Origin of the sequence: Pseudomonas sp. QC2, from assembly GCF_002859085.1 — a bacterium.
GTDB classification, from domain to species: Bacteria; Pseudomonadota; Gammaproteobacteria; order Pseudomonadales; family Pseudomonadaceae; genus Aquipseudomonas; species Aquipseudomonas petroselini.
In genome coordinates this window covers 80,251-106,742 of sequence record NZ_PKKS01000018.1, presented here as the reverse complement: position 1 = coordinate 106,742, position 26,492 = coordinate 80,251, and the positions used below count along the sequence as shown (strand labels likewise).

26 protein-coding genes are annotated in these 26,492 nt (G+C 61.6%); 11 read left to right on the top strand and 15 right to left on the bottom strand.

Features of this window, described 5'->3' with window-relative positions:
* Positions 1–12: 12 nt before the first annotated feature.
* Positions 13–2,022 (bottom strand): DNA helicase Rep, encoded by a 2,010-nt coding sequence (gene rep / locus QCBJ_RS16440; RefSeq protein WP_102061199.1) that lies wholly within the window; start codon positions 2,020–2,022, stop codon positions 13–15.
* Positions 2,023–2,278: 256 nt separating this feature from the next.
* Here rep and QCBJ_RS16435 point away from each other — a divergent pair, with 256 nt between their 5' ends.
* A complete protein-coding gene (locus tag QCBJ_RS16435) occupies positions 2,279–3,943 on the top strand; it encodes a bifunctional diguanylate cyclase/phosphodiesterase (protein WP_015886513.1) in 1,665 nt (554 codons plus the stop codon).
* Positions 3,944–4,006: 63 nt separating this feature from the next.
* On the opposite strand, the gene QCBJ_RS16430 is transcribed toward QCBJ_RS16435, so the two are convergent.
* A complete protein-coding gene (locus QCBJ_RS16430) occupies positions 4,007–5,410 on the bottom strand; it encodes a NorM family multidrug efflux MATE transporter (protein ID WP_046034869.1) in 1,404 nt (467 codons plus the stop codon).
* A 152-nt stretch (positions 5,411–5,562) separates the two neighbouring features.
* Between QCBJ_RS16430 and QCBJ_RS16425 the strand changes: the two genes are divergently transcribed.
* Together QCBJ_RS16425 and QCBJ_RS16420 are read left to right on the top strand one after the other, a co-directional pair.
* Positions 5,563–6,483 carry a LysR substrate-binding domain-containing protein gene (locus QCBJ_RS16425; RefSeq protein ID WP_015886511.1) on the top strand — a complete coding sequence of 307 codons (921 nt, stop codon included), beginning with the start codon at positions 5,563–5,565 and terminating at the stop codon, positions 6,481–6,483.
* 177 nt (positions 6,484–6,660) lie between these two features.
* A complete protein-coding gene (locus QCBJ_RS16420) occupies positions 6,661–8,637 on the top strand; it encodes a methyl-accepting chemotaxis protein (protein ID WP_015886510.1) in 1,977 nt (658 codons plus the stop codon).
* Between the two features lie 71 nt (positions 8,638–8,708).
* On the opposite strand, the gene QCBJ_RS16415 is transcribed toward QCBJ_RS16420, so the two are convergent.
* The 3 genes from QCBJ_RS16415 to QCBJ_RS16405 form a co-directional block, all read right to left on the bottom strand.
* The gene (locus QCBJ_RS16415) at positions 8,709–10,205 is read right to left on the bottom strand and encodes a YifB family Mg chelatase-like AAA ATPase (protein ID WP_102061198.1); all 1,497 of its coding nucleotides are present in this window, start codon (positions 10,203–10,205) and stop codon (positions 8,709–8,711) included.
* Positions 10,206–10,298: 93 nt separating this feature from the next.
* Positions 10,299–10,703: a hypothetical protein gene (locus QCBJ_RS16410; protein ID WP_177410666.1), complete on the bottom strand. Its 405-nt coding sequence runs from the start codon at positions 10,701–10,703 to the stop codon at positions 10,299–10,301.
* A gap of 65 nt (positions 10,704–10,768) precedes the next feature.
* A complete protein-coding gene (locus tag QCBJ_RS16405) occupies positions 10,769–11,029 on the bottom strand; it encodes an accessory factor UbiK family protein (RefSeq protein WP_010207460.1) in 261 nt (86 codons plus the stop codon).
* A 420-nt stretch (positions 11,030–11,449) separates the two neighbouring features.
* On the opposite strand from QCBJ_RS16405, the gene glnK reads away from it, so the two are divergent.
* From glnK to sutA, 4 genes are all read left to right on the top strand, one after another.
* Positions 11,450–11,788 carry a P-II family nitrogen regulator gene (gene glnK / locus QCBJ_RS16400; protein WP_002555808.1) on the top strand — a complete coding sequence of 113 codons (339 nt, stop codon included), beginning with the start codon at positions 11,450–11,452 and terminating at the stop codon, positions 11,786–11,788.
* A gap of 34 nt (positions 11,789–11,822) precedes the next feature.
* Complete coding sequence (locus tag QCBJ_RS16395) at positions 11,823–13,163, top strand: ammonium transporter (RefSeq protein WP_015886506.1); 1,341 nt, start codon at positions 11,823–11,825, stop codon at positions 13,161–13,163.
* A 211-nt stretch (positions 13,164–13,374) separates the two neighbouring features.
* Positions 13,375–13,800 (top strand): secondary thiamine-phosphate synthase enzyme YjbQ, encoded by a 426-nt coding sequence (locus QCBJ_RS16390; protein WP_015886505.1) that lies wholly within the window; start codon positions 13,375–13,377, stop codon positions 13,798–13,800.
* A gap of 103 nt (positions 13,801–13,903) precedes the next feature.
* Positions 13,904–14,230: a transcriptional regulator SutA gene (gene sutA / locus QCBJ_RS16385; protein ID WP_015886504.1), complete on the top strand. Its 327-nt coding sequence runs from the start codon at positions 13,904–13,906 to the stop codon at positions 14,228–14,230.
* Between the two features lie 132 nt (positions 14,231–14,362).
* Here the strand turns inward: sutA and QCBJ_RS16380 are convergent, their stop codons facing one another.
* Genes QCBJ_RS16380 through QCBJ_RS16355 form a run of 6 tightly spaced genes read right to left on the bottom strand, consistent with a single transcriptional unit; the run spans position 14,363 to position 18,948 of the window.
* Positions 14,363–15,058 (bottom strand): HAD family hydrolase, encoded by a 696-nt coding sequence (locus QCBJ_RS16380; RefSeq protein ID WP_102061197.1) that lies wholly within the window; start codon positions 15,056–15,058, stop codon positions 14,363–14,365.
* Positions 15,055–15,954 (bottom strand): tyrosine recombinase XerC, encoded by a 900-nt coding sequence (gene xerC / locus QCBJ_RS16375; RefSeq protein ID WP_010207453.1) that lies wholly within the window; start codon positions 15,952–15,954, stop codon positions 15,055–15,057. The genes QCBJ_RS16380 and xerC overlap by 4 nt, the downstream gene beginning before the upstream one ends.
* 2 nt (positions 15,955–15,956) lie before the next feature.
* Positions 15,957–16,673 (bottom strand): DUF484 family protein, encoded by a 717-nt coding sequence (locus QCBJ_RS16370; protein WP_015886502.1) that lies wholly within the window; start codon positions 16,671–16,673, stop codon positions 15,957–15,959.
* 13 nt (positions 16,674–16,686) lie between these two features.
* Positions 16,687–17,517 carry a diaminopimelate epimerase gene (gene dapF / locus QCBJ_RS16365; protein ID WP_015886501.1) on the bottom strand — a complete coding sequence of 277 codons (831 nt, stop codon included), beginning with the start codon at positions 17,515–17,517 and terminating at the stop codon, positions 16,687–16,689.
* Positions 17,518–17,520: 3 nt separating this feature from the next.
* Entirely contained in the window at positions 17,521–18,768 is a 1,248-nt protein-coding gene (gene lysA, locus QCBJ_RS16360; protein WP_102061196.1) for a diaminopimelate decarboxylase, read from the bottom strand.
* 9 nt (positions 18,769–18,777) lie between these two features.
* Complete coding sequence (locus QCBJ_RS16355) at positions 18,778–18,948, bottom strand: lipoprotein (protein ID WP_010207449.1); 171 nt, start codon at positions 18,946–18,948, stop codon at positions 18,778–18,780.
* A 238-nt stretch (positions 18,949–19,186) separates the two neighbouring features.
* Here QCBJ_RS16355 and cyaY point away from each other — a divergent pair, with 238 nt between their 5' ends.
* The 3 genes from cyaY (at position 19,187) to rnk (ending at position 20,282) form a co-directional block, all read left to right on the top strand.
* Positions 19,187–19,519: an iron donor protein CyaY gene (gene cyaY / locus QCBJ_RS16350; RefSeq protein ID WP_015886499.1), complete on the top strand. Its 333-nt coding sequence runs from the start codon at positions 19,187–19,189 to the stop codon at positions 19,517–19,519.
* A gap of 2 nt (positions 19,520–19,521) precedes the next feature.
* On the top strand, positions 19,522–19,740 hold the full coding sequence (locus tag QCBJ_RS16345; protein ID WP_015886498.1) for a DUF1289 domain-containing protein: 219 nt from the start codon (positions 19,522–19,524) through the stop codon (positions 19,738–19,740).
* A gap of 131 nt (positions 19,741–19,871) precedes the next feature.
* On the top strand, positions 19,872–20,282 hold the full coding sequence (gene rnk, locus QCBJ_RS16340) for a nucleoside diphosphate kinase regulator (protein WP_015886497.1): 411 nt from the start codon (positions 19,872–19,874) through the stop codon (positions 20,280–20,282).
* 28 nt (positions 20,283–20,310) lie between these two features.
* Here rnk and QCBJ_RS16335 read toward each other — a convergent pair whose 3' ends face one another.
* The 3 genes from QCBJ_RS16335 to QCBJ_RS16325 all read right to left on the bottom strand — a co-directional run bounded on the left by QCBJ_RS16335 (position 20,311) and on the right by QCBJ_RS16325 (position 23,943).
* Entirely contained in the window at positions 20,311–23,151 is a 2,841-nt protein-coding gene (locus tag QCBJ_RS16335) for a class I adenylate cyclase (RefSeq protein ID WP_015886496.1), read from the bottom strand.
* Between the two features lie 167 nt (positions 23,152–23,318).
* Positions 23,319–23,573 (bottom strand): TIGR02647 family protein, encoded by a 255-nt coding sequence (locus QCBJ_RS16330; protein WP_010207442.1) that lies wholly within the window; start codon positions 23,571–23,573, stop codon positions 23,319–23,321.
* A gap of 85 nt (positions 23,574–23,658) precedes the next feature.
* Positions 23,659–23,943, bottom strand: a complete 285-nt coding sequence (locus QCBJ_RS16325; protein ID WP_010207441.1) for a hypothetical protein — start codon at positions 23,941–23,943, stop codon at positions 23,659–23,661.
* Positions 23,944–24,068: 125 nt separating this feature from the next.
* Here QCBJ_RS16325 and QCBJ_RS16320 point away from each other — a divergent pair, with 125 nt between their 5' ends.
* Positions 24,069–24,728 (top strand): glutathione S-transferase family protein, encoded by a 660-nt coding sequence (locus QCBJ_RS16320; protein ID WP_046034879.1) that lies wholly within the window; start codon positions 24,069–24,071, stop codon positions 24,726–24,728.
* Between the two features lie 99 nt (positions 24,729–24,827).
* On the opposite strand, the gene argH is transcribed toward QCBJ_RS16320, so the two are convergent.
* Positions 24,828–26,222 carry an argininosuccinate lyase gene (argH, locus tag QCBJ_RS16315; protein ID WP_046034880.1) on the bottom strand — a complete coding sequence of 465 codons (1,395 nt, stop codon included), beginning with the start codon at positions 26,220–26,222 and terminating at the stop codon, positions 24,828–24,830.
* Positions 26,223–26,492 lie beyond the last annotated feature (270 nt).

Genomic DNA, 26,492 nt, shown 5'->3' with positions numbered 1-26,492 from the left:
AAGTAGTCGATTCTAGCGCTTTAACATCGCGCGTATGTCCGCCAAGGCGGTGTTGCCGCGAACGGCCTTCACCTCGGTGGGGGTGTCGTCATTGCCTTCCCAGGCCAGATCGTCCGGTGGTAGCTCGTCCAGGAACCGGCTGGGGGCACAATCGATGATTTCGCCGTATTGCTTGCGCTTGGCGGCAAAGGTGAAGGCCAGTGTCTGGCGCGCGCGGGTGATGCCCACGTAGGCCAGGCGACGTTCTTCTTCGATGGTGTCGGCTTCGATGCTGGAGCGGTGCGGGAGGATTTCCTCTTCCATGCCCATGATGAACACGTAGGGAAATTCGAGGCCCTTGGATGCATGCAAGGTCATCATCTGCACACCTTCGGCGCCGTCTTCTTCTTCCTGCTGGCGCTCGAGCATGTCGCGCAGCACCAGTTTGCCGATGGCGTCTTCGACGGTCATCTCGCCGTCTTCGTCTTTTTCCAGGGTGTTCTTCAAGGCTTCGATCAGGAACCAGACGTTGCCCATGCGGTAGTCCGCGGCCTTGTCGCTGGAGCTGTTGGTGCGCAGCCAGTTTTCGTAGTCGATGTCCATGACCATGCTGCGCAGGGCGCTGATCGGGTCTTCGCCGGCGCACTGCTCACGCACCTTGTCCATGAAGCGCTTGAAGCGCGACAGGCGATCGGTGAAGCGCGTGTCCAGGTGTTCGCCCAGGCCGATTTCGTCGGTGGCGGCATACATCGAGATCTTGCGTTCAGTGGCGTAGTTACCGAGCTTTTCCAGGGTGGTGGAGCCGATTTCGCGGCGCGGCACGTTGATCACGCGCAGGAAGGCGTTGTCGTCGTCCGGGTTCACGATCAGGCGGAAGTAGGCCATCAGGTCCTTGACTTCCTGGCGTCCGAAAAAGCTATTGCCGCCTGACAGGCGATACGGCACTTGGTGGTGCTGCAATTTCAGCTCGATCAGCTTGGCCTGGTAGTTGCCGCGGTACAGGATCGCGAAATCGCTGTAGGGCCGGTCGGTGCGCAAGTGCAGGCTGAGGATTTCCACGGCCACGCGCTCGGCTTCGGCGTCTTCGTTGCGGCAGCGGATCACGCGAATCTCGTCGCCATGGCCCATCTCGCTCCACAGCTGTTTCTCAAATTCGTGTGGATTGTTGGAGATCAGCACGTTGGCGCAGCGCAGGATGCGGCTGGTGGAGCGGTAGTTCTGCTCCAGCATCACCACTTTCAAGGACGGGTAGTCGTCCTTGAGCAGCATCAGGTTTTCCGGGCGGGCGCCGCGCCAGGCGTAGATCGACTGGTCATCGTCGCCTACCACGGTGAACTGGTTGCGCTTGCCGATCAGCATTTTCACCAGCAGGTATTGGCTGGCGTTGGTGTCCTGGTATTCGTCCACCAGCAGGTAGCGCACCTTGTTCTGCCACTTTTCGAGGATGTCGGCGTGTTCCTCGAACAGCTTCACCGGCAGCAGGATCAGGTCGTCGAAGTCCACCGCGTTGAACGCCTTGAGCGTGCGCTGGTAGTGGGTGTAGACGATGGCGGCGGTCTGCTCCTTGGGGTTGCGTGCGTTTTCCAGGGCCTGGGCAGGCAGGATCAGGTCGTTTTTCCAGGCGCCGATCATGTTCTTGATCTCATCCACGCCGTCGTCGCCTGCGTATTCCTTTTGCATGATGTCGGTCATCAGCGACTTCACGTCGGTCTCGTCGAAGATCGAGAAGCCCGGCTTGTAGCCCAGCCGCACATGCTCCTTGCGGATGATGTTCAGGCCCAGGTTGTGGAACGTGCACACGGTGAGGCCACGGCCTTCGCCACCCTTTAGCAGGGTGCCGACGCGCTCTTTCATTTCCCGCGCTGCCTTGTTGGTAAAGGTCATGGCGACGATGTACTGGGCGCGGATGCCGCACTGCTGGATCAGGTGCGCGATCTTGCGGGTGATCACACTGGTTTTGCCGGAGCCTGCACCGGCGAGCACCAATAGAGGGCCGCCGACGTAGTTCACGGCTTCTTGCTGCCGGGGATTGAGTCGGGACATACAGAATTCAGGGAGTCGTTATTCAAAAGGGCGGGCATTTTAACAGGCTGGCAGGATTCTGCCCTGTCAGAACGACAGTGTGACGTACCACTCGATCTAAATTTGCCGGTTTTGTTACTTTGCCGCAGGATGTGCGGGTTGTTAGAGACTAATGTTTACAGTTCGCGTGTTTGATAACCCCTATCATTGGTGATTATCGGGCCGCACGTCATAATGCCCGTCGCCAACGAAATCTTGCAGAGTCTAGGGAGCTAGCTTGTCTACGCCTGTCGAACCCTTGCGTTTGCTGCTGCTGGCCGATGAGCCCGCGTGGGCAGCGTTATTGCGCGAGTGCCTGGCGCCGATGGGCGATGGGGCTGTGCTGATCAGTGCGCCAAACTGGGAGTCTGTGAGCCGTCTGTTCGATGACGACCACAGCGCCGTGTTGTTGACCACGCCCAGCCTGCAACCCGGCCCCGGCCGTTGCAGCCTGCCGTGTGTGTTGCTGCTGGAGCAGGAACCGCTGGTGTCGCCCCTCGGTGTCAGCGATTGGCTGGTCCGCGATGTATTGGACGCCGATACGTTGCGCCGCTGCCTGCGCCACGTTCGTGAGCGCGGTTTGCTGGAAAACACGCTGCAACGCCTGGCCGAGCAGGACCCGCTCACCGGTATCGCCAACCGCCAGGGCTTTCAGACCCTGCTGGCTGCGCGGCTGGCCGAGAATGACGGGCGCGGCCTGGCGCTGGGCCACCTGGACCTCGATAACTTCCGCCATGCCAACGACGCCCTCGGCCACCAGGCCGGCGACCGGCTGATCCTGCAAGTGGTCTCGCGGCTCAAGAGCCAGCTGGAGGCCGGGGATCAACTGGCGCGCCTGGGCAGCGATGAATTCGCCCTGTTGATCGACACCCGCCGTGCCCCCCAGCGCGCCGAGTGGATGGCAGAGCGCATCACCGAGGTCATGGCCGAACCTTACTGGGTGGATGGTGAAAGCCTGCTGATCGGTTGCAGCCTGGGTGTGGCGCATGCCCGCGCCCGCGCCGGTGCCGACCCATTGATGTGGCACGCCCATATCGCCATGCAACAGGCCAAGAGCACCCAAGGCTGTACCTTTCATATCTTCAACGAGCGCATCAACCGCAATGCGCGCAGCCTGGCCGACCTGGAAAGTGAACTGCGCCGTGCCTTGCGCCGTGATGAATTGGAGCTGCATTACCAGCCGCGCCTGGACCTCGACGATGGGCATATCGTCGGTCTCGAGGCCCTGGTGCGCTGGCGCCATGGCGAGCGTGGCCTGTTGCCGCCCAGCGAGTTCGTGCCCCTGGCCGAGCAAAGCGGCTTGATCGTGCCGTTGGGCTACTGGGTCATCTCGCGGGCCCTGCGCGACATGCAAGACCTGCGCGAACGCGGCCTGCCGCCGCTGCACATGGCGGTCAACCTGTCGTTCCGCCAATTCCAGGACAGCCAGTTGCTCTCGACCCTCAGCCGGCTGATTGCCGAGCGTGGCGTGGAGGCGCAGTGGCTGGAGTTCGAACTCACCGAAACCGCCGTGATGCGCCGCAGTGATCTGGTCAAGCAGACCATGGACGCCCTCGGCCGCCTCGGTGTGCGGTTTTCCCTGGATGATTTCGGCACGGGTTTCTCTTCGTTCGTGCACCTCAACAGCCTGCCGATTGCCTTGTTGAAGATCGACAAGAGCTTCGTCGGCGGCATGGAAGAGCGCGAGGAAAACCGCAAGCTGGTGCATGCCATGATCAACTTGGCTCACAACCTCAACCTGGAAGTGGTCGCCGAAGGTGTGGAAACGCCGGAGCAGTTGGCGCTGTTGCGGTTGTTCGGCTGTGATCAGGCCCAGGGTTACCTGATCAGCAAGCCGTTACCGTTGCCGGAGCTTGTGGACTACCTGACCTTCGGCAAAAGCCAGCAAGCGCTGCTGGGCTGAGGTGCGAACCCAATCAGTATGTGGGAGGAGGCTTGCCCCTTCCACATCAACCGAGCAGGGCTTTTAGTCTGCCTGTGCGGCTTGAAATGAGCCTAGAGGGTCAGGCTCTTGCCGAATCATGCGCTTCATCTTCGCCTCAAATGCCCAGGTCAGGCTCACTGCCGCGCACGCCAGGCCCAGTGCCAGACCCCACCACACGCCGGTCGGCCCCCAGCCGAGGGTGAAGGCCATCAGCCAGGCCGACGGCGCACCAATCAACCAATAGCAGCCCGCGCCGATCAGAAAGGTGGTCTTGGCGTCTTTCAGCCCACGAATGCAGCCCATGGCGATGGTTTGCACGCCGTCGAACAGCTCGAACCATGCCGCCACCGCGAGCAGGCTGACGGCCAGGACGATGACGTCATGGAACGCCGGGTCGTGGTGGTCGATGAGCAGTCCGATCAGCGGATCGGAAAACAGCCATAACACCACGGCAAATCCCAACATCACCGCCGCACCAAATCCTATGCCGACACGCCCTGCCAGGCGTGCCTGCATTAACTGCCCGGCGCCGTAATGCTGGCCGATGCGCATGGTCACCGCGTAGGACATCCCCGCCGGCACCATGAACGCCACCGAGACGATCTGCAGCGCAACCTGATGCGCGGCCAACTGTGTGCTGCCCATGGTGCCCATGCACAACGCCGCAAAGGCAAACAACCCGACTTCAACGGCATAGGTGCCGCCAATCGGCAGGCCCAGGCGCCACAGCTCACGCAGGTACTGGGTATTGAGGCGCAGCAGGCCAGTGCTGAGCGGGTAGGCTGCATAGGCACGGTTCCTGTGGATGTACCCCATCAGCGCCAACGCCATGCCGTTGGCGACGACGGCGGTGACCAGGCCGATGCCCATCAGGCCCAATTTCGGCAGGCCGAACATGCCTTCGATCAACGCGTGGTTGAGCAGGTAGTTGGCCACCGCGCCGCCGAGGCTGATGACCATCACCGGCTTGGCTTTGCCAATTGCGCTGGTGAAGCCGCGCAAGGCCATGAAGCTCAGGAAACCGGGCAGGGCGAACGGCAGGATCGTCAGGAATTGCCCGGCCGAGTGCACATTGGTTTCGGTCTGGCCAAACATCAGCAGCAACGGCTTGAGGTTCCACAGCAGCAAACCGGCCGCCAAGGCCATCAGCCAGGCCAGCCACAGCCCGGCCTGGGTCAGGCGGGTGGCGCCCTCGATATCGCCCGCACCTTGACGGATGGCCACCAGGGTCCCGACGGCAGCAATCACGCCGATGCAGAAAATCGACACGAACGAATAGCTCGCCGCGCCCAGCCCGCCGCCGGCCAGGGCTTCGGGGCTCAGACGGGCCATCATCAGGGTGTCGGTCAGCACCATCAGCATGTGCGCCAACTGTGAGGCAATCAACGGCCCTGACAGCCGCAGAATGGCCCAGAGTTCGGTACGTGCCGGATGCTGCATGATCATCACACTCGAAAATTCGCAGGGGTGGGGAAGGGTGGATTCTCGGCGCTCTCAGTGCATTGCACAAAGGGATAAATGCGATCGTTCGCATGATTAAAACTCATGCTTGCTTGATTCTGGTAGGGTTTGCGCATTGCGCTGTCGGAGCTTTTCCTATGTCCCGTCGTCTTCCTCCGCTTTATGCCTTGCGTGCATTTGAAGCCGCCTCTCGACACAACTCCTTCACCCGCGCAGCGGAGGAGCTGTCCATTACTCAAAGTGCGGTGAGCCGGCATATCCGCACGCTGGAAGAGCATTTCGCCTGCCGCCTGTTCCAGCGCAGCGGCCGCACCTTACAGCTCACCGAGGCCGCGCGCCTGCTGCTGCCCGGCGTGAGGGAAGGCTTTGCTGCGCTGGAACGGGCCTGTCATACCTTGAACGCTGAAGATGACATCCTGCGTATGAAGGCGCCGTCGACCCTGACCATGCGTTGGCTGCTGGCGCGGCTCAGTCGCTTCCGGGCGCTGCAGCCGGGCAATGAGGTGCAACTGACCAGCGCCTGGATGAGCGTGGACGAGGTGGACTTCAACCAAGAACCGTTCGACTGCGCGGTGCTGCTGAGTTACGGGCATTTCCCGGCCGACTGGGAGGCCAGTTATCTATTTCCGGAATTGCTGATCCCGGTAGGCGCGCCGAACCTGCTGGAAGATGGGCCCTGGGATGCAGCACGCCTGGCCACCGCCGAATTGCTGCACCCCACCCCTGACCGTCGCGACTGGCGCAATTGGTTGGAGCGCATGGGGTTGTCATCCCAAGTGTCGCTCAAGGGTGGGCAGGTATTCGATACGCTCGAACTGGGCATGATCGCCGCCGCGCGGGGCTATGGCGTGTCCATGGGCGACCTGTTGATGGTGGCCGAAGACGTGGCCCAAGGGCGGTTGAGCCTGCCGTGGCCAACCGCCGTGGCCAGTGGCGAAAATTACTACCTGGTCTGGCCGAAAACCCGCCCCGGCGGCGAGCGTTTGCGGCGCTTGGCGGAGTTTCTCCAGGCAGAAGTCAAGGCCATGGCATTGCCCGAGGTCGAACGTCTCGATTGAGTGCCGGCAGGCCGCTCCTGCAATCGTTTGCGCGATGTCCCGGTGATGCGCTCAAGTATTGGCTCTGCCCGCCGAAGTAGGTGTGTTGGAACCATCGTGCACCAACGTTACCCACTAGATAATTTGCCGAGCAGCGCTATGAGATCAGGATGATCCTGGCCTCGGCCAGGAGCCATCATGTCTCAACCTCGCGCCCGGATTGCCTCCCAGCTTGGTATCGCGTTAGCTGTGATCCTTGCTGTTGCCATTGGTGGCAGCACTGTTTTTGCCCTGCGTTCGCTCGACACCGCCAACCTCGCGACCCGTGAGGAACACTTGGCCAGCGAGGCGCGCTTGCTCGCCGACCAGCTCAATACGTTTCACAGCACCTTGCGTGAGAGTACACAGCGCCTGACGGGGCTTTTCGAGAAGCGCTTCAGTGCCGGCTTGCGCGTACAGGCAGATCAACCTGTTGCCGTCGCGGGTGTACAGACCCCGAGCTTGTACCTGGGCAGCGATCTGCTGAACAACAACTTCGATAAAGTCGACGAGTTCAAGCAGATGTCCGGCGGTGTGGCGACGGTGTTCGTGCGCAGCGGCGACGACTTCATCCGCGTCAGCACCTCCCTGACCAAACAGGACGGCAATCGCGCCATCGGCACTGTGCTTGACCGCAATGGGCCGGCCTATTCGCGTGTGTTCAGTGGGCAGACTTACATCGGCCGCGCAGTGTTGTTCGATCGCTCCTACATGACTCAATACAGCCCGGTGCGCGACGCCAGCGGCAAAGTCATTGCGGTGCTGTTCATCGGTTTTGACTACACCGACGCGCAGAATGCCCAGTTCGAAAACCTGAAACGCTTCCGTATCGGCCAAACGGGTTCCCTGGCGTTGCTGGACGAGCAAAAGCGCTGGCTGGTACCACCGGCCGGCGTGCAGGCGCCGGACCAAGCGGTGCCGGTGATGTCGGACCTGGCCAAGACCCCCGGTACGGGGCGCTTCTGGGCGGATAAAACCGAGGACTTCTACAGCGTGTCGGTGCCCTTCGAAGGCGGGCCGTGGGCTGTGGTCGCAAGCATGCCCAAAGCGGAGATTCGCTCGGTGACGTGGGATGTCGGCATTCGCCTGGTGATCGGCAGCGTGCTGGCCATGCTGCTGGCCGTCGGCGCAACGGTCTGGCTGCTGCGCAGCAAACTCGCGCCGTTGAGTGACCTTGTACGCCAGGCCGAAGCCTTGGGCGCGGGTGATTTGAGCGCGCGTCTGAACGTGTCCAGCCATGACGAAATCGGCCAGTTGGCACGCAGCTTCAATCAGATGGGAGAAGCGCTGTCGACCATGGTCTCGCATATCCGCAAGGCGGCTGAAGAGGTCAACAGCCGCGCCCAGGCATTGTCCGGTCTGTCCGGCGGTGCCTACGAAGGCATGGAGCAGCAGTCCGGCGAGATCACCAGCATGGCCGGCGCGGTAGAAGAGTTCAGCGCCACGTCGCTGAACATCGCCGACAACATGGGCGCCACGGAACGCCTGGCCCAGGAAAACGCCCAGCAAACCCGTATCGGCCGTAACTCGATGCAAGAAGCCTCGTCGTCCCTCGAACATATCGCGACCTCGTTGAACAGCACGGCCACGGTGATCAACACCCTGGGCCAACGCTCCCAGGAAATTGGTGGGATCGTCGGTGTGATTACCTCGATCGCCGAACAGACCAACCTGCTGGCGCTCAACGCTGCGATCGAAGCCGCCCGGGCCGGTGAGCAAGGCCGGGGTTTCGCCGTGGTCGCCGACGAAGTACGCAACCTGGCTTCGCGCACCCGTCAGGCCACCGACGAGATCTCTGGGATGATCCAGAGCATCCAGCACGAAACCGGCAACGCCATCAGCACCATGGAACACGGCAACGCGCTGATGCAGGAAGGCCTGTCACGCAACGCCGACGTGGCGTCGGCGTTGGCACGTATCGACGAGCAAAGCCGCTCGGCCGGTCAACAGTTCGCGGCGATCACCACCGCCACCCAGGAACAGAGCAGCACCGCGACCTTGCTCAGCAGCAATTTGCAGAGCATTGCGCTGGCCAACAGCGAGCAGCGCGAAGTGGTGTCGAACCTGGCGATCACCGCCAAGGAACTGGAAACCCTGGCGGCGGGCTTGCGGCATGAGGTGGATCGGTTCCGCTGAAACCGGCCCTTCAGGCGCAGTTGATCAAGTGTGGGAGCAAGCCCTCTCCCGCATCAGGTTCTGCGCCAGGCTCAAGTGATCGCCGCCGGGCGGTATTGCAAGGCCTCCTTCAGATGGTCGCGCGTAATGGCATCTCCCTGCTCCAGATCCGCCAGGGTCCGCGCCACCTTGAGCAGCCGATGCGCCGCACGCAGCGACAGGGTCAATCGCTCGCAGGCGGTCTCCAGCCAGCCTTCATCGACCTTTGCCAGCGTGCAGTGACGGCGTAGCCCAGGCAGGTCAAGGAAGGCATTCGCGCAGCCCTGACGCCGCAACTGGCGCTCCCGTGCCTCGGCTACCTCTGCCGAGGCCTTCGCTGTGATATCGCCGGCCTGCTGGATTGGATTCAGCGCAGTGGTTTCCCGAGCAACGGTCAGGTGCAGGTCGATGCGATCCATCAACGGCCCGGACAGCTTGTTGCGATAGCGCTGAATTTGCTCCGGCGTACAACGACAGCGCCCACTGGGTTCACCCAGGTAGCCGCAGGGGCAGGGGTTCATGGCCGCCACCAGTTGAAAGCGCGCCGGGAAACTCACTCGGTCACGGGCGCGGGAGATCACGATATGCCCCGACTCCAAGGGTTCACGCAGTACCTCCAGCACTTTGCGATCAAATTCCGGCAGCTCATCCAGGAACAGCACCCCGTGATGGGCCAGGGTGATCTCCCCCGGCTGCGGTTTCGAGCCGCCTCCCACCAGCGCTGGTCCTGAGGCGGAATGGTGTGGCTGGCGAAACGGCCGGTGCGGCCAATGGCTCAGCGGCGCCAGGCTGACGACCGACTGAATCGCAGCCACTTCCAACGCCTCCTGTTCACTCAGGGGGGGCAACAACCCCGGCAGTCGGCTGGCGAGCAACGTCTTTCCCGTGCCCGGCGGCCCGCTGAACAACAGGTTATGCGCGCCCGCCGCTGCGATCAGCAGCGCGCGCTTGGCCGCCAATTGGCCCTGGACTTCACTCAGGTCTGGATACGGCTTATTCAAGTACAGCAAGCCGTCGGACTTATACGGTTCAATCGGCACATGCCCATTCAAGTGCGCCACCACCTGCAGCAAGTGATCCACCGCGATCACCTTCAACCCTGAAGCCAGGCACGCCTCCTCGGCATTCGCCCGCGGCACTATCAGGGTACGCCCGGCCTTGCGTGCCGCCAATGCGGCCGGCAACACACCTTTCACCGCCCGGACTTCACCGGACAGCGCCAGCTCCCCAAGGCACTCCACGTCATCGAGCATCAGCGCCGGCACCTGCACACTGGCGGCCAGGATCCCCAGGGCAATCGCCAAGTCAAAACGCCCACCGTCCTTGGGCAAGTCGGCGGGCGCGAGGTTGAGGGTGATGCGGCGGGACGGGTATTGAAGCGCGGAGTTGAGGATCGCGCTGCGCACGCGGTCCTTGCTTTCCTTGACCGCCGTTTCCGGCAAGCCCACCAGCGTCAGCGACGGCAGACCATTGGCCATGTGCACTTCGACGGTGACGGCAGGGGCTTCGACGCCGATCTGGGCGCGGCTGTGGACAATGGCGAGGGACATGCTCGTTCCTTGAAAGGGAGGGCCGCTTGCTGCGGCTTTTCAAAGGTAGTCGAGGGATTGCAGGTGCAAGGGAGCAGACTTTTACAGGACGTATCAACGTGCAAAGGCGCTGGGGTAGTTGGCCAGGTAGGCATCGTTGAGTTGTGTGTCGGGGGCGCGCATGAACGTGCGCAAATCAGGGATCAGGAACACCCGCAACGACAAGCCCGTCATCATTGCACCCAACGACGTGATGCTCAGCGCGATGCCTAACTGAGCGATCAGGCCGTTCATGGCGAAACTGCTCCCCAACAGTGCAAAGCCCGCCGCGACGCAGAGGTTGCGGGGCAGGCGGTTGGCGAGCCGGCCCAGGATCGGCCCGAGCAGAATGGGAATGGACGACAGCATGCTTTTGGTGCGCAGTGCCAGGGAGAACTGATCGTCGTCTGCAAACAGCGGAATGATCGACGATTGCAACGGGTCGCATACGCCGGCGACGGCGCTGCTGAGCAGCATCACGCCCCGACGCTAGCGGATAGAGCAACCATCAACAGCGCGGTCAGCAGGCTGGCCATGGAGGCCGGTTATTCGCCTGCTGGCGTCAACCGTGCTTCAAGCTCCGCTACCTTCGCCTCCAGGCTCTCCAGGCGTGCGCGCGTACGGGCGAGCACCACCATCTGGCTGTCGAATTCTTCCCGGCTGACCAGGTCGAGCTTGCTGAAGCCGCTCTGCAGCAACGCCTTGAACTGGCTTTCGATTTCATTGCGGGGCAGGGGGGTGTCACCGCTGAACAGGCGAGAGGCGTGGCCGCTCAGGGCGTCGAGGAGGTCTTTGGGCGCGAGCATGGGAAATATTCCGGAAAACTGTTGGCCGGCAGTGTATCACGCAGCGTCTATAGTCTTTTCGTGACCCGGGCGCACGCTTTTCGCGCAGGGGGCTGGGCGGTGGCGCACTGTTTTTGTGCGCATTGTGGTCGCCAGCACCGGCGCTGGGTCGGCATAAGTGGGCAAAGGACTGATTTCAGTGATTTTTACGGAGCTGGCAAGGTTTCTGCTTAGACGATCATGACCCATGCACTGATGCAGTCGCTGTGACGAATGCAGTGCGCCGACGGATCAGGGGTACAGGTTTCGTCACCAGTGGTTCGCTGGCGTCGCAAAGGCAAATGCCGAGGCGACGATGCGTTACAAAGCCAGGCACTGCGCTTAGACTTGAGACGGGTTTGTTTTCCTGGGGCAAGTCCACCAATTCGGGAGAGAGTTTTCATGAAGCTAGTCACTGCCATCATCAAGCCGTTCAAGTTGGACGATGTACGCGAGTCGTTGTCCGAGATCGGCGTGCAGGGCATTACCGTTACTGAGGTCAAAGGCTTCGGTCGGCAGAAGGGTCACACCGAGCTGTACCGCGGCGCGGAATACGTGGTCGATTTCCTGCCGAAGGTGAAGATTGATGTCGCCATTGACGACAAGGATCTTGACCGGGTTATCGAGGCGATAACCAAGGCCGCCAACACCGGCAAGATTGGTGACGGCAAGATCTTCGTGGTCAATCTGGAACAGGCTATTCGCATCCGTACCGGCGAAACCGATACCGACGCAATCTAAGCCGCCAAACCCCAACGCCCCAGGAGAAAACAATATGACTCTGCGTAAATTCGCAGGGCTCGGAGCCCTGTTGTCCATCGTAATGCCAAGCCTGGCCATGGCGGCAGACGAAGTGGCTGCTCCAGTCCTCAATTCCGGCGACACCGCCTGGATGCTGACCGCCACCGCCTTGGTGCTGTTCATGACCATCCCGGGCCTGGCGCTGTTCTACGGCGGCATGGTTCGTTCCAAAAATATTCTGTCGGTGATGATGCAGTGCTTCGCCATCACTGGCCTGATCAGCATCCTGTGGGTCGTCTACGGTTACAGCATCGCGTTCGATACGACCGGGATGGAGCAGGGCGTCGTCAACTTCAATTCCTTCTTCGGCGGCATGGGCAAGGCGTTCCTGGCGGGCGTTACCCCGGCCAGCATCACCGGGCCTGCGGCGCTGTTCCCGGAAGCCGTGTTCATCACCTTCCAGATGACCTTCGCCATCATCACCCCGGCGCTGATCGTCGGTGCTTTCGCCGAACGCATGAAGTTCTCGGCGATGCTGATCTTCATGGCTATCTGGTTCACCCTGGTCTATGCGCCGATCGCGCACATGGTCTGGAGCGGTAACGGTGGCCTGATGTGGGACTGGGGCGTGCTGGACTTCGCCGGCGGCACCGTGGTTCACATCAACGCCGGTGTGGCTGGCCTGGTGGCGTGCCTCGTGCTCGGCAAGCGCAAAGGCTTCCCGACCACGCCCATGGCCCCGCACAACCTTGGTTACACCCTGATCGGTGCCGCCATGCTGTGGATCGGCTGGTTTGGCTTCAACGCCGGTTCTGCCGCTGCCGCTAACGGCACCGCCGGCATGGCGATGCTGGTCACCCAGATCGCTACCGCTGCGGCGGCGTTGGGTTGGATGTTTGCCGAATGGATCACCCACGGTAAGCCAAGCGCACTGGGCATCGCCTCGGGTGTGGTGGCGGGTCTGGTTGCGATCACTCCGGCTGCGGGCACCGTAGGCCCGATGGGCGCGCTGATCATCGGCCTGGCGGCGGGTGTCGTGTGCTTCTTCTGCGCAACGACGCTGAAACGTAAACTGGGCTACGACGATTCCCTGGACGCCTTTGGTGTACACGGTATCGGCGGTATCCTCGGTGCGATCCTGACCGGTGTCTTTGCTGCACCATCGATGGGTGGCTTCAACGCGGCGACCACTGATATCGCGGCCCAGGTCTGGATTCAGTGCAAAGGCGTCGGCTTCACCGTGATCTACACCGCCATCGTGACCTACATCATCCTCAAGGTGCTGGACATGGTCATGGGCCTGCGGGTCACCGAAGAAGAAGAGGCTGTCGGCCTCGACCTGGCACAACACAACGAGCGCGGCTACAACTTGTAAGTACGCGAAAAAAAGATGCCCGGCTCGCCGGGCATTTTTTTGCCTGGCGTTTGTCAGTCATAACAAGCTGTACCGGTTTTCGCCTCAAGTTTGTGATGGGGCGCACACGGCACTTTTCTGCGTGCGAATGTCTTACAGCCATGTAGGCGTATTCGGCACTTTGTTTTTTCCCAGAGCGCGCTAGAATGCGCGCCGATGGGCGGAGAACTGTATGTGGCAACAGACCCTGATTACTCTGCGGGCCAAGCCCCGGGGCTTTCACTTGGTGACCGATGAGTTGCTGGCCGGCTTGCCTGAATTAAGGGCCTGCCGCGTGGGCTTGTTGCATCTGTGGCTGCAGCACACCTCGGCCTCGTTGACCGTCAACGAGAATGCCGATCCGGCGGTTCGCCGTGACTTCGAACGTTTTTTCAACTCGCTGGTGCCGCAAGGCCTTGCAGGGTTCGAACACAACGACGAAGGTCCGGATGACCTGCCGGCGCACTTCAAGGCCAGTCTCCTGGGCTGCCAGCTGAGTTTGCCGGTGAAGGCCGGCCGCTTGGCGATGGGGACCTGGCAAGGTGTTTATCTGGGCGAGCACCGTGATCATGGCGGTGCTCGTAAAGTCCTCGCCACCTTGCACGGTGATGGGGCATAAGCCACTGGTTATCCGGTGGATGTTGATTTTTTTCCAGCCGCCGTCGACAGAGGGTGAAGCTGGGCTATAACTAATCTGCTTTTCGCAAGTCATGAGGTAGAACATGAGCGACGATGATCTGGAAAACGACGAACTCGAAGTAGGTGACGAAGACGACACCGAAGAAGGTCTTGAAGCGGCGGCGGAAGACGTTGCTGACGACGACGGTGGCGATGATGCACCTGTCCCGGCTGCCAAAGGCAAAGCCAAGGCAGCGGTGTCGGTAGATGAATTGCCGAGCGTTGAAGCCAAGAACAAAGAGCGTGATGCCCTGGCCCGTGCGATGGAAGAATTCCTCGCTAAAGGCGGCAAAGTGCAGGAAGTCGAGGCTAACGTGGTGGCAGACCCACCGAAGAAGCCGGATAACAAGTACGGCAGCCGACCTATCTGAGGTCAGACACCTGCTTGTAAGAAAAAGCCCGCCGTCGCTGCGGGTTTTTTCATGCCTGATGATTTGTTTGAGCCTTGTGGTGATGCAAATGTGGGAGTGGGCAAGCCCCCTCCCACATTTGGATCTTCGGTGTTACTGCCAGCTCTGCAGCAATGGCGGCAACTCGTTCAGGCTGCGAATCTGCGCATCCGGGTGCTTTTCCCCTTCCCAGGCTTTACCCGTCGGGTTAAACCACACCGCCCGCAGCCCGGCCTGCTGCGCCCCGGCAATGTCATCGCCTGGGTGATCGCCCACATGCACCGCCGCCCCGGCCTCCACGCCACCGCGCTGCAACGCCTCCTGAAACAAGCGGGCATCCGGCTTGGCGATGCCGATATCTTCGGCGCGCAGGGCAAAGTGAAAGTAATCCGCCAGGCCCACGCGCTGCACATCGGCATTGCCGTTGGTGATCACCCCGAGCAAAAAGTGCTGGCGCAGGGCGTGCAGCATCGGCTCGGCTTCTGGGAATACCGTGAGCTGGTGCCGCGCGTGAATGAATGCCTCAAAGCACACATCCGCCATTTGCGTGGCTTCAGGCTGTGGATAACCGGCTTCTTCAAACGCATGTATCAACACTCGGTGGCGCAGGATGCTGATGCGGTGTTTGAGTTCTGGATGACGTTGCAGCACCTGCTGGCGCAGGCTGGCGAAATGCTCCAGGGGCAGGTCGCCGACCTTGGACGCGTTTGCCGCCAGCCATTCGCGCATCGACGCCTCGGCGCTGATGATGACAGGTACGTTGTCCCAGAGCGTGTCGTCCAGGTCGAAGGTGATCAGCTTGATACTCATGAGTCGCCGCCCTTGATGCGTTTGGCCCGTGGATGGGCGCTGTCATACACCGTTGCCAGGTGTTGGAAGTCCAGATGGGTGTAGATCTGTGTGGTCTTGATGTCGGAGTGGCCGAGCAGCTCTTGAACCGCGCGCAGGTCTTGGGAAGATTCCAGCATATGGCTGGCAAAAGAGTGTCGCAGCATGTGTGGGTGCAGGTTCTGCCCCAACTCGCGCTCGCCGGCGGCCTTGACCCGCACCTGAATCGCGCGTGGCCCCAGGCGGCGGCCTTGTTGGCTGACAAACACCGCGTCATCCGCCGGGTTGGTCAGCAGGCGCAGCGGCAGCCACAGCTGCAAGGCTTCCCGCGCTTTGCGGCCCACCGGCAGGACGCGGGTCTTGCTGCCCTTGCCGAGCACCTGCACCAGGCCGTCGGCGAGGTCCAATTGATCCAGGTTCAGGCCGGTCAGCTCTGACAAACGCAAACCCGAGGAATAGAACAGCTCCAGGATCGCCTGGTCGCGATGAGCGAGGAAGTCGTCCTCGACGGCGCCATCCAGCAATTGCAGGGCGCGGTCAGTGTCCAGGGTCTTGGGCAGGCGTCGCTCACCCTTGGGCGGCGACAGGCCGTTGGCCGGGTCGTGGTCGCAGAGGCCTTCACGGTTAAGGTAATGATAGAGCCCGCGCACCGCCGAGAGCAGGCGCGACAGGCTGCGCGAGGACTGGCCGGCCTGGTGCAGGCGCGCGATCAGGCTGCGCAGGCTCTGGATGTCCAGGGCTTTCCAGCTGCTGATCTGTTGTTTCTCGCAGTACGCCAGGACCTTGTTCAAGTCCCGTCGGTAGGCTTCCAGGGTATGGGGCGACACCTGGCGCTCGTTGCGCAGGTGAGCGCAGTAAGCGTCCAGTTGCCGTTCCATCGCTAGCGCACCGCGCGCAGGGCGGTGGTGAAGCGCGGCAGGACGCGGCCCAGCACTTCGGCGATGTAGGTCAGGAACAGCGTGCCGACTGAGCTTTTATAGTGCTGAGGATCGCGGCTGGCGATGGCCAACACGCCGTGCAGGCCCTGATGGCTGAGGGCGACCACGGCGGTGGAGCCGATCTGCTTGCGCTGTTCAGCGCCAAACAGGAAGTCCAGTTCATGCTCACGCAAGGTGCCGCTGATGGTCTTGCCTTCGGACAGCAGTCCGCCGATGGCGGTTTGTGCATCGCTGCCGCTGACCCACCGGCCCACCGGCATCGGGTTGTCGCTGAACAGGATCAGGCTCACGAATGGCACCTGGAAGTCCTGACGCAGGCTGTCTTCCACGGCGATCACCGTTTCTTCCAGGCTGGTGGCGTCCATCAGGGTCAGAATCAGGCGACGGGTTTTCTCGAACAGGCGGTCGTTGTCGCGGGCAACGTCCATCAAGTGCGAGAGCTTGTGGCGCATTTCGATATTGCGCTCACGCAGGATCTTCATCTGCCGCTCCACCAGCGACACCGTATCGCCGCGTTGATGGGGGATGCGCAGTGCCGGCAGCAACTCTTCGTGCTCGACGAAGAAGTCCGGATTAGCCTCAAGATACGCCGCGACGGTAGCGGCCTCCAGGCTGTCGCTCGGGATTGCTTGTGCGGGTACTTGAGGCTTATCGGTCATTGGCTTGACTCACTCATAGACGGACCTGTCCTTCGTATACGCGCGAGGCCGGCCCGGTCATCATCACCGGGTGGCCAGGGCCTGCCCACTCGATGGACAAGCGTCCACCGGGCAGGTCGATCAGCAGCGGCGAATCCATCCACCCCTGGCTGATCGCGGCCACGGCAGCGGCGCAAGCACCGGTACCGCAGGCCTGGGTTTCGCCGGCGCCGCGTTCCCACACACGCAATTGCGCGCGGGTACGGTCGATCACCTGCAGGAAGCCCACGTTGACCCGTGCCGGAAAGCGCGGGTGGTGTTCGATCTTCGGCCCCCATTCATGCACGGGCGCGTTGTTGATGTCGTTGACGCGCAGCACCGCGTGGGGATTGCCCATGGACACGGCGGCGATGTCGACGGTCTTGCCGTCGACGTCCAGCGCATAGCTGACAGCCTGCTCGGTGGCCTCGAACGGAATGTCCGCCGGCACCAGGCGTGGCGCGCCCATGTTGACGCTGATCTGGCCGTCGCTGCGGATATCTAGCTCGATCACGCCGCTCTTGGTCTCGACGCGGATCTGCCGTTTGGCGGTCAGGCGCTTGTCCAGCACGAAGCGCGCGAAGCAGCGCGCGCCGTTGCCGCACTGCTCCACTTCGGAACCGTCGGAGTTGAAGATCCGGTAACGGAAATCCACCTCCGGGTTGCTTGGCGCTTCGACGATCAGCAATTGATCAAAACCGATGCCGGTGTGACGGTCGCCCCACTGTTTAGCGTGTTTAGGCAGAATATGCGCGTGCTGGCTGACCAGGTCGAGGACCATGAAATCATTGCCCAGCCCGTGCATCTTGGTAAAACGCAGCAGCATGGCTTACTCCGGCAGCAGGCTTTCGCCAGCATACAACTCGGCTACCGTCTCGCGGCGACGCACTTCGAACGCTTGATCACCGTCCACCAGCACCTCGGCGGTACGCCCGCGGGTGTTGTAGTTGGAACTCATGACAAACCCGTAGGCACCGGCCGAATGCACGGCCAGCAGATCGCCTTCTTCCAGGGCCAGCTGACGATCCTTGGCCAGGAAGTCGCCGGTCTCGCAGATCGGGCCGACGATGTCATAGGCGCGGGCTTCGCTGTTGCGAGGCGTCACGGCGGTGACATTCATCCAGGCCTGGTACAGCGCGGGGCGGATCAGGTCGTTCATCGCCGCATCGACGATGGCGAAATCCTTGTGTTCGGTGTGCTTGAGGTACTCGACCTGGGTCAGCAGCACGCCCGCGTTGGCGACGATATAACGGCCCGGCTCGAACATCAGCGTCAGGTCGCGGCCTTCGATGCGCTCGCGCACGGCTTGGATATAGTCGGCAATCAGCGGCGGCTCTTCATCGCGGTAACGCACGCCCACACCGCCACCCAGGTCGATGTGGTGCAGGTAGATGCCGCATTCGCTCAGGCGGTCGATCAGCGCCAACAGGCGGTCGAGCGCATCCAGGAACGGAGGCAGGCTGGTCAGTTGCGAGCCGATATGGCAGTCGACGCCCAACACTTCCAGGTTCGGCAGTTGCGCGGCGCGGATGTACACGTCTTCGGCGTCGGCAATGGCGATGCCGAACTTGTTCTCTTTGAGACCGGTGGAAATGTAAGGGTGGGTGCCGGCGTCGACATCCGGGTTGACGCGCAGGGAGATCGGCGCACGAACGCCCATCTCGGCGGCCACCCCTTGCAGGCGCTCCAGCTCGTCGGTGGATTCGATGTTGAAGCAGTGCACGCCGACTTCCAGGGCGCGACGCATGTCTTCGCGGGTCTTGCCTACACCGGAGAAGACGATCTTGTCAGCCTTGCCGCCGGCAGCCAGTACACGTTCCAGCTCGCCACGGGAGACGATGTCGAAACCAGCGCCCAGGCGCGCCAGGACATTCAGTACGCCCAGGTTGGAGTTGGCCTTGACCGCGTAGCACACCAGGTGCGGCACGCCATCGAGCGCGTCGGTGAAGGAGCGGTACTGGGCTTCGATATGCGCACGCGAGTACACATAGGTCGGGGTACCAAAGCGCTCGGCAATCGCGGACAACGCCACGCCTTCCGCGAACAGCTCGCCGTCCCGGTAGTTAAAAGCGTCCATGGAGTACCCTTATTCGTAGGTGTCGTGCTTATGCGCTTTGGAAGGTTTTTGCGACGATTGCGCCTGTTCATTCGGGTCTTTGCTGTCATCGGGCAGGTACAGCGGGCCTTTTTGACCACAGGCACTAACGAGGCAAGCGACCGCGACGAGCGCAGCAAGGGAAGAGATCAGGCGCTTCATGGCGAAATCCTTGAATATGCATTAATTGCGCCCGAGTATACCGACCACCCGCCAGCTTGCCTATGCGCCGGAATACCCGTCCGGCGGGGCTTTGCCGAGACAGTCGGGAAGCGGACTACGCTGGTTGAGGATATTTCACGCCGTCAATCGTGTTGAAATCGGTATCCTTTGCAATCGGCGGGGCTCGCCCGTATCGTGCGGCGCTTGAGCAAAACCAGACACTTTTGAGGTTGCCACAATGAGTTTGACCGAAGCCCGTTTTCACGACCTGGTGGATTCGACCCAGCAGGCGCTGGAAGATATTTTCGACGACAGCGGCCTGGACGTGGACCTGGAAAACTCGGCCGGCGTGCTGACCGTCAAGTTCGAGAGCGGCCAGCAGTTGATCTTCAGCCGCCAGGAGCCGTTGCGTCAGCTGTGGCTGGCTGCGCGTTCCGGCGGCGTTCACTTCGACTACGACGAAGAAAGCGGCAAATGGCAGTGCGACAAGAGTGAAGAGCTGCTGAGTGAAATGCTCGCGCGCCTGGTCAGCGAGTACACCGGCGCCGACCTGGATTTCGACGAGATCTGAACGTGACCCAGCCTGCACCTGTCCGCCCGCCCAAGCCGCTGTTCAGCAATGTCAGCCCGGCGGTGCCGTCACCTTGTATCAGTTTGTGTCGCCTGGACGAGCAGAAAGTCTGCCTCGGCTGCTTCCGCCACGTGGAAGATATCCGTGAATGGCGCTCTGCCGACGATGCCCGGCGCCGGGTGATCTGTGCCGAGGCCGAGCAGCGCCGGGCCCACGCCTGAGGCCGTCTTGTTTATTTGTGACGCTGTGGTAGTGTCCGGGTACGCCTCAACTCATCGAGGCCCGTGAGAACCCCGCCTTTTCCTGGCGGGGTTTTGCTTTTTTGTGCAGAAAAAAGGAGTCTGCCTCAATCATGACCGCACCTTCCATCATTCTTACCCGTCTCGACGTGCAGCGTCTTGAGCAACTGATCGACCGTGTAGGCGAGGACTCGCCGGGTGTCGAAGCCCTTCAGCACGAACTCGACCGCGCCGAAGAAGTGGTTGGCCACGATGAAGTGCCTGCAACGGTCGTGACCATGAATTCCAGTGTGCATTGCCGCGAGCAAGGCAGTGGCAAGGACTACCACCTGACGTTGGTTTACCCCAAGGACGCCAACGCCGATGAAGGCAAGATCTCGATCCTGGCGCCGGTGGGCAGTGCGTTGCTCGGCCTAAAGGTCGGTCAGCATATCGATTGGCCTGCACCGGGCGGCAAGACCCTCAAGCTCGAACTGCTCAGTGTCGAAGGCCAGCCAAAAGACGGCGGCGCCTTTTCGCTTTAGGTGCCTTCTCGCTTTAAAAGGCAGCGTGCTAAATCTGGCTCAGCGCCTCGTTGAGCGACAGCTCCAGCTCGGCCTTGTAACGCAGGTACAGGTTGCTCGGGCTTTGCACATCGCCGAGCAGGCCGGACAGGTCCAGGTCAGTGATGTAGCAGCGGTAACGCTCGGTCTCCCGGCGTTGCCCGACGATTTCCTGGGCGACCACTGCAAACAGCTGGTCGCCAAATTCCAGCTCGGAAAACTCCCGCTGATTGCAGTACAGGGTAATCCCCACCTGACCCGGCGCTGCTTTGCCGATAATCGCCTGTACGTCATAAAACGGTTTGTTTGCCGGGTTCAGCGGCGCCGGTCGAGGCTCGATGCCGCGCGCGCGACCGCTGCCCGCAGGCAATAGTTGGTAATACAAGATGTGCACCGCGCCCAGCGGCTCTTGCGGGTCCAGCGGCGACAGCGCGTCGCGGCGATAAATGATCGACTGTAAAAAACGCTGCAAAGGCGCCAACAGGCTCTGTTCATCATGGAACGGCAAGCGCTGCTGCCAGAGCGCGTTGAATTCATCCAACACATACAGCTCGGCGAAGCCTTCGTTGACCCGGTAGAACACCTGCACGCTATCGGCCTGGCCCATGGGCAACAGCAGCGCCAGGTCGTGGTCTTCCAGGGCCATGGCGTCCAGGTGCAGCGGGCTGTAGCTGGCCAGTTCTTCGCTGAGGTAGGCGATCAGCGCATCCTGGGTCGGCAACGACACATGGGTGGCTTGGCCCGGCATCAGTTCCATCACGTGATAGTGCTGCTGCACCTGGAGCAGATAGCGGTGGTTGCCCTGGCCCAGCAGCAGGTTCTGCGCGGTGTCGAAGATCTCTTCCACCCGCTGCGCAATGAATTGCGCACGGTTGTGGCAGAAGCAGCGCACTCGCAGGCGTGGCAGGTGGTCCGGCGGTAACTGGTTGAGGTAATCGCGCAGGCAGTCGAGCAAGGCGTGGGGGCCGTCATAGCGGCTGACCATCACCTCGTTCCAGCTATTGAGCGTGACCTGGTCCAGGGTCAGCACCAAGTTATCGCGCACACCGGCATAGCTCAGGGAATCGGTGCGCTCGGTGGTCATCAGGATATTCAGGTCACGGTGATGCTTGAGCGGGTCGACGCCGACGTTGATCAGCAGCAACACTTCCTCGGGCACTGCCGAGCGCAGCAAACGGTCTTCATCCACGCTGGCCAGGGGCAGGGCGATGGTCTGTTGCAGGCTGCCCAACAGGTTGAACAGCTCGAATTCAGTCATGTCGCTGGTGCCGGGGTGCAAGGCCAGGCGCGTGCTGCTGTCGATCACGCCGTTGCGATGGCACCAGGTGAGCATTTCCAGCAGATCGCGGCTGCGTTTGATCGGCGCGAAATGCTCCCATTCCAGGGCTGTCAGGTTACCGTTGTACAGGCCCCAGTGGTGCTGGCCCGGCTCCTTGCGGTTGGGCGATTGCACCAGGGTCAGCGTGTCTTCGGCCAGGTCCGGGGCGATGCCGGGGTTGATGAACTCGACTTTGCCGGCCTTGCGCTCGAACGCGGCGTACAGGCGCCGCCCCAGCACATTGAGGTCGCGTTTGTTGATCAGGCTGACGGTCTGTTCGGTCCGGGCGAACTGGGTCAGGAAGCGATAGCTGTAATTGAGCTCGCTGACCAGCGCCCGGCGCTCCGAGGCCACCTGGCGCACTTTCCATTGGCTGCGGCTGTCGAGCAGCGTCAATTGGCGCTGGTCCCAGCCCCATTCGTGGGCCAGACGCTCCAGCAGCAGCCGTTGCCAACCGGTGGTGCGCTGGCCGGCGCTGAGCTTGCGGTTGACCTTCAGGTACAGCGCGCGTCGCACCAGCTCCAGGCGCTCGGGTTCATGGCGGGCCTTGAGGTATTCCTCGATACGGCGGTACACCACGATGTACGGGTCCAGCTCATCCAGGTCCATCTGGTTGGCGAATACCGCACGCTTGAAGCGCAGGCTCAGGCAGTGCACGTTCGGGTGTTCGCTGGCGTAGACCTCAGTCAGCAGCAGCTTGAGCACGGATTTGTAGGGCGACTCGATGCCCTTGAACAATTGCCACAGCCCGGCGCCGATGAATTCACCCGGGGGAATGCGTGCCAGATGGCCGAGGTCCAGGGTTTCATCGGCACGGATAAAACGCTTGGAAATCAGCGTGTGGGTGAACTCGGCATAGTGGGTCTCTTCGTACACCGGCACCAGCCACCAGATCGGCGTACGCCCGGCGAGCCAGATGGCGGTGCGGTAGAACTCGTCCAGCAGCAGGTAATGCTGGGTGGTGCCGCAGTCATCGGAGCTCAGTTGAGTGTCGCGCTCGCCGAGCACAAAGCGTGTCGGCTCGATCAGGAAGAAATGCGCCTCGGCGCCCATGGTCAGGGCCCAGGCTTCCAGCAACTGGCATTTTTTGCGCAGTTCGGCCAGTTCACTCTCACTCAGGTCGGCGGCGTGGCAGACCCACACATCCATGTCGCTCTGGTCGGCTTGGGCCAGGGTGCCAAGGCTGCCCATCAGGAACAGGCCGTGGATCGGTCGCGGCGGGTTGCCGTGGCGTGGCTTGTAGGAGAACGAGCGGGTCAGGCGCTGGGCTTCTGCCAGGGCTTGGGTGTCGGGTTCGAAATTCGACAGGCCTGCCGGCGTGCTGCCCGACACATAACCGGGCAGCAGCGGGTGGTTGACGTGGAAGAACAACGGCAACAGGGTCAGCACGCTTTGCTGGCGGGGTGTCAGCCCCTCGACGGCCCGGGCCATGCGCCCTTCGTTGAGGGCCATGAAACGCGCGCGCAATTGAGCCAGCACCTTACGGTCGATGCCTTCGTCCAGGTCGGGGCGGATTTCATGGGTGCGGGTCATGTCGAACTCGGTGGCTCGCAGGGCCCGACGTGGGCGGCCGTGTAGGAGTTTACAGCCAGTAGCGTAGGAGGTTTAGAGGGAAATAGATTTTGACGTCAGAATTTTCGCACTTCCACAGCAACGCCCCCGGAATCCGCAAGAGGCGGACTCCATGGGCGGTATAGGTATCAGGCGGCTTCTTTGGTAGTGGCAGTGGTCAAGATAGTCAGCAGGGTCTGGGCCTGCTCTGCGGCGTCCCGGCCAAGGCTGGTCAGGTAGCCCCCGTCCGGCTGGTCGATAAGTCCTTTCGCGTGGAGGCGTTTGGCAGCGGCGATGGCAGTAGGCGCGGCGGTCTGGTGGACTTTCAGACCTTCTTTGGTGCTGTCCAATGGGAAGAGTACAAGGATTTCCAGTTCGGCAACCAACTCAGGGGTATACGACATAAGGACTCCAGACTTTCTAAGAATTTATTAGAGGCTAGCAGGCCATAAGGTGAACGCACTTTGCCGAACTGTCCAGTAGGAGCAATTATTGCTTTTCAGGCGGCAATTCCGGCAAGGCGCGCAGTGCAGTTTCATACCATTCGGTATTGAAGGCACGGTCTTCTTCCAGCAATGCGTCGATCTCGACAGCCAGCACGTGAGCCATCAGTTGCAGGATCTCTTCACGCTCGTAGCCCACCAGGGTCAGCTTGTTGAACGTGGCCTTGGCCGCTGGTGGGTTTTCGCTTTCGATCTGGTTCTCGATCGCTTCGATCAGGGTGGTTTCGGCGAATTCTTCTTCGTCGTTGTCGATATCGGTCGGCTCGCTCATGGCAGGCTCCTCAAGGAAAGGGCGCCAGTCTACCCCCATTCAGGCGGGTGATGCTGCTGGCACGGCCAGGCGGGGGGCGCTATAACGCTTGCAGCCAACCCCGCACACGGCCTGGAGGCTTTGCGATGCTCAAGCTTTACGGATTTTCGGTCAGCAACTACTACAACATGGTCAAGCTGGCGCTGCTGGAGAAAGGGTTGCCGTTCGAAGAGGTGCCCTTTTATGCCGGGCAAACCCCAGAGGCCTTGGCTGTCAGCCCGCGCGGCAAGGTGCCGGTGCTGGGCGTGAAGCAGGGGTTTATCAACGAGACCAGCGTGATCCTCGAATACATCGAGCACACCCAGGAGGGCCGTGCGCTGCTTCCGGCCGAGCCGTTTCAGCGTGCTCAGGTGCTGGCGTTATGTCGCGAGATTGAGCTGTATATCGAACTGCCTGCCCGTGCATGTTTCGCCGAGGCGTTTTTTGGAATGCCGGTGGCGGAGGCGATCAAGGAGAAGTCCAAGGCCGAGTTGTTGTTGGGTTTTGGTTCGTTGGGTCGGCACGGCAAGTTCGCGCCGTATGTGGCGGGGGAGAGCTTCACGATTGCGGATTTGTATTTCATGTACAGCGTGAACCTCGCCTGTGCGGTGGGCGAGAAGCTGTTTGGACTGGATGTGCTGGATGGAATGCCGGCGGCCAAGGCGTTGCTGGAAAGGTTGCATGCCATGCCCAACGCCCAGAAAGTGGCGGCAGACAGGGAGGCGGCGATGCCGGCGTTTATGGCGATGATCGCGGCCAAAAAGTGATCAAGTGTGGGAGGGGGCTTGCCCCCGATAGCAGAGTGTCAGGCAACACGTGTGCTGGCTGGCCCACCGCTATCGGGGGCAAGCCCCCTCCCACATTTTTCAGCGGCTAGCCAGTAAGGCCTGGCCGCGCAACACAGCTGCTTTCACCTGCGCCGGCGCAGTACCGCCGATGTGATTGCGGGCATTTACCGAGCCTTCCAGGGTCAGCACGGCAAACACGTCCTGCTCGATCTGGTCGCTGAACTGACGCAGTTCTTCCAGGCTCATTTCCGCCAAGTCCTTGCCGGTGTCCACGCCGTACTTCACCGCGTGACCAACGATTTCGTGGCAGTCGCGGAACGGCAGGCCACGGCGTACCAGGTAGTCCGCCAGGTCGGTCGCGGTGGAGAACCCGCGCAGCGCCGCTTCACGCATGATCGCGTGCTTGGGCTTGATCGCCGGGATCATGTCGGCAAATGCGCGCAGCGAGTCGCGCAGGGTGTCGGCGGCGTCGAACAACGGCTCCTTGTCTTCCTGGTTGTCCTTGTTGTAGGCCAGTGGTTGGCCTTTCATCAGGGTCAGCAGGCCCATCAAGGCGCCGAATACGCGGCCACTCTTGCCACGCACCAGCTCGGGCACGTCGGGGTTTTTCTTTTGCGGCATGATCGAGCTGCCGGTGCAGAAGCGGTCCGGCAGGTCGATGAACTGGAATTGCGCGCTGGTCCACAGCACCAGCTCTTCGGAGAAGCGCGACAGGTGCATCATCGCGATGCTGGCGGCGGCGCAGAATTCGATGGCGAAGTCACGGTCCGACACACCATCCAGCGAGTTACCGCCGACGGCGTCGAAGCCCAGCAATTGCGCGGTGTACTCGCGGTCGATCGGGTACGTGGTGCCGGCCAGCGCGGCGCTGCCCAATGGCATGCGGTTGGCGCGCTTGCGGCAGTCCACCAAGCGTTCATAGTCGCGACTGAGCATTTCGAACCAGGCCAGCAAGTGGTGGCCGAAGGTCACGGGTTGCGCGGTCTGCAGGTGAGTGAAGCCGGGCATGATGGTGTCCGACTCACGCTCTGCCTGTTCCAGCAGGCCTTTCTGCAGGCGGGTGATTTCGCCCAGGATCAGGTCGATTTCATCACGCAGCCACAGACGGATATCGGTGGCGACCTGGTCGTTACGGCTACGGCCGGTGTGCAGTTTTTTGCCGGTCACACCGATGCGGTCGGTGAGGCGGGCTTCGATGTTCATGTGCACGTCTTCCAGGTCGACGCGCCAGTCAAACGTGCCGGCTTCGATCTCGCCACGGATGGTGTTGAGGCCGTCGATGATGCTGTCGCGCTCGGCGTCGGTCAGCACGCCGACCTTGGCCAGCATCGTCGCGTGGGCGATGGAGCCCATGATGTCATGGCGGTACAGGCGCTGGTCGAAGGTGACGGAGGCGGTGAAGCGGGCGACGAAGGCGTCGACGGGTTCACTGAAGCGGCCGCCCCAGGACTGGTTGGTCTTGTCGGTGCTCATGAGTTCGCTCGTGATCTGCTTATAAGGAGACTGGGAAGTGTGCCGCCGATAATAACAGGGTTGTCCGCAGAGGCGGTGCTGCGGGTGGTCGGCATTTTTATTTGCGCAATGGATGGCTAAGTGCCTTGCCGCCGACCGCGTCGAGGACGAGACTGGTGCAGAGGCTTATTGAAACGATATTTGACGATTGAGCAATGTCGTCGCAGCGAGCGTCTACAGTTGGACTGATAGTGTGTGAATGCACCAAAGTCCGGTGATGCGGTCAGAACC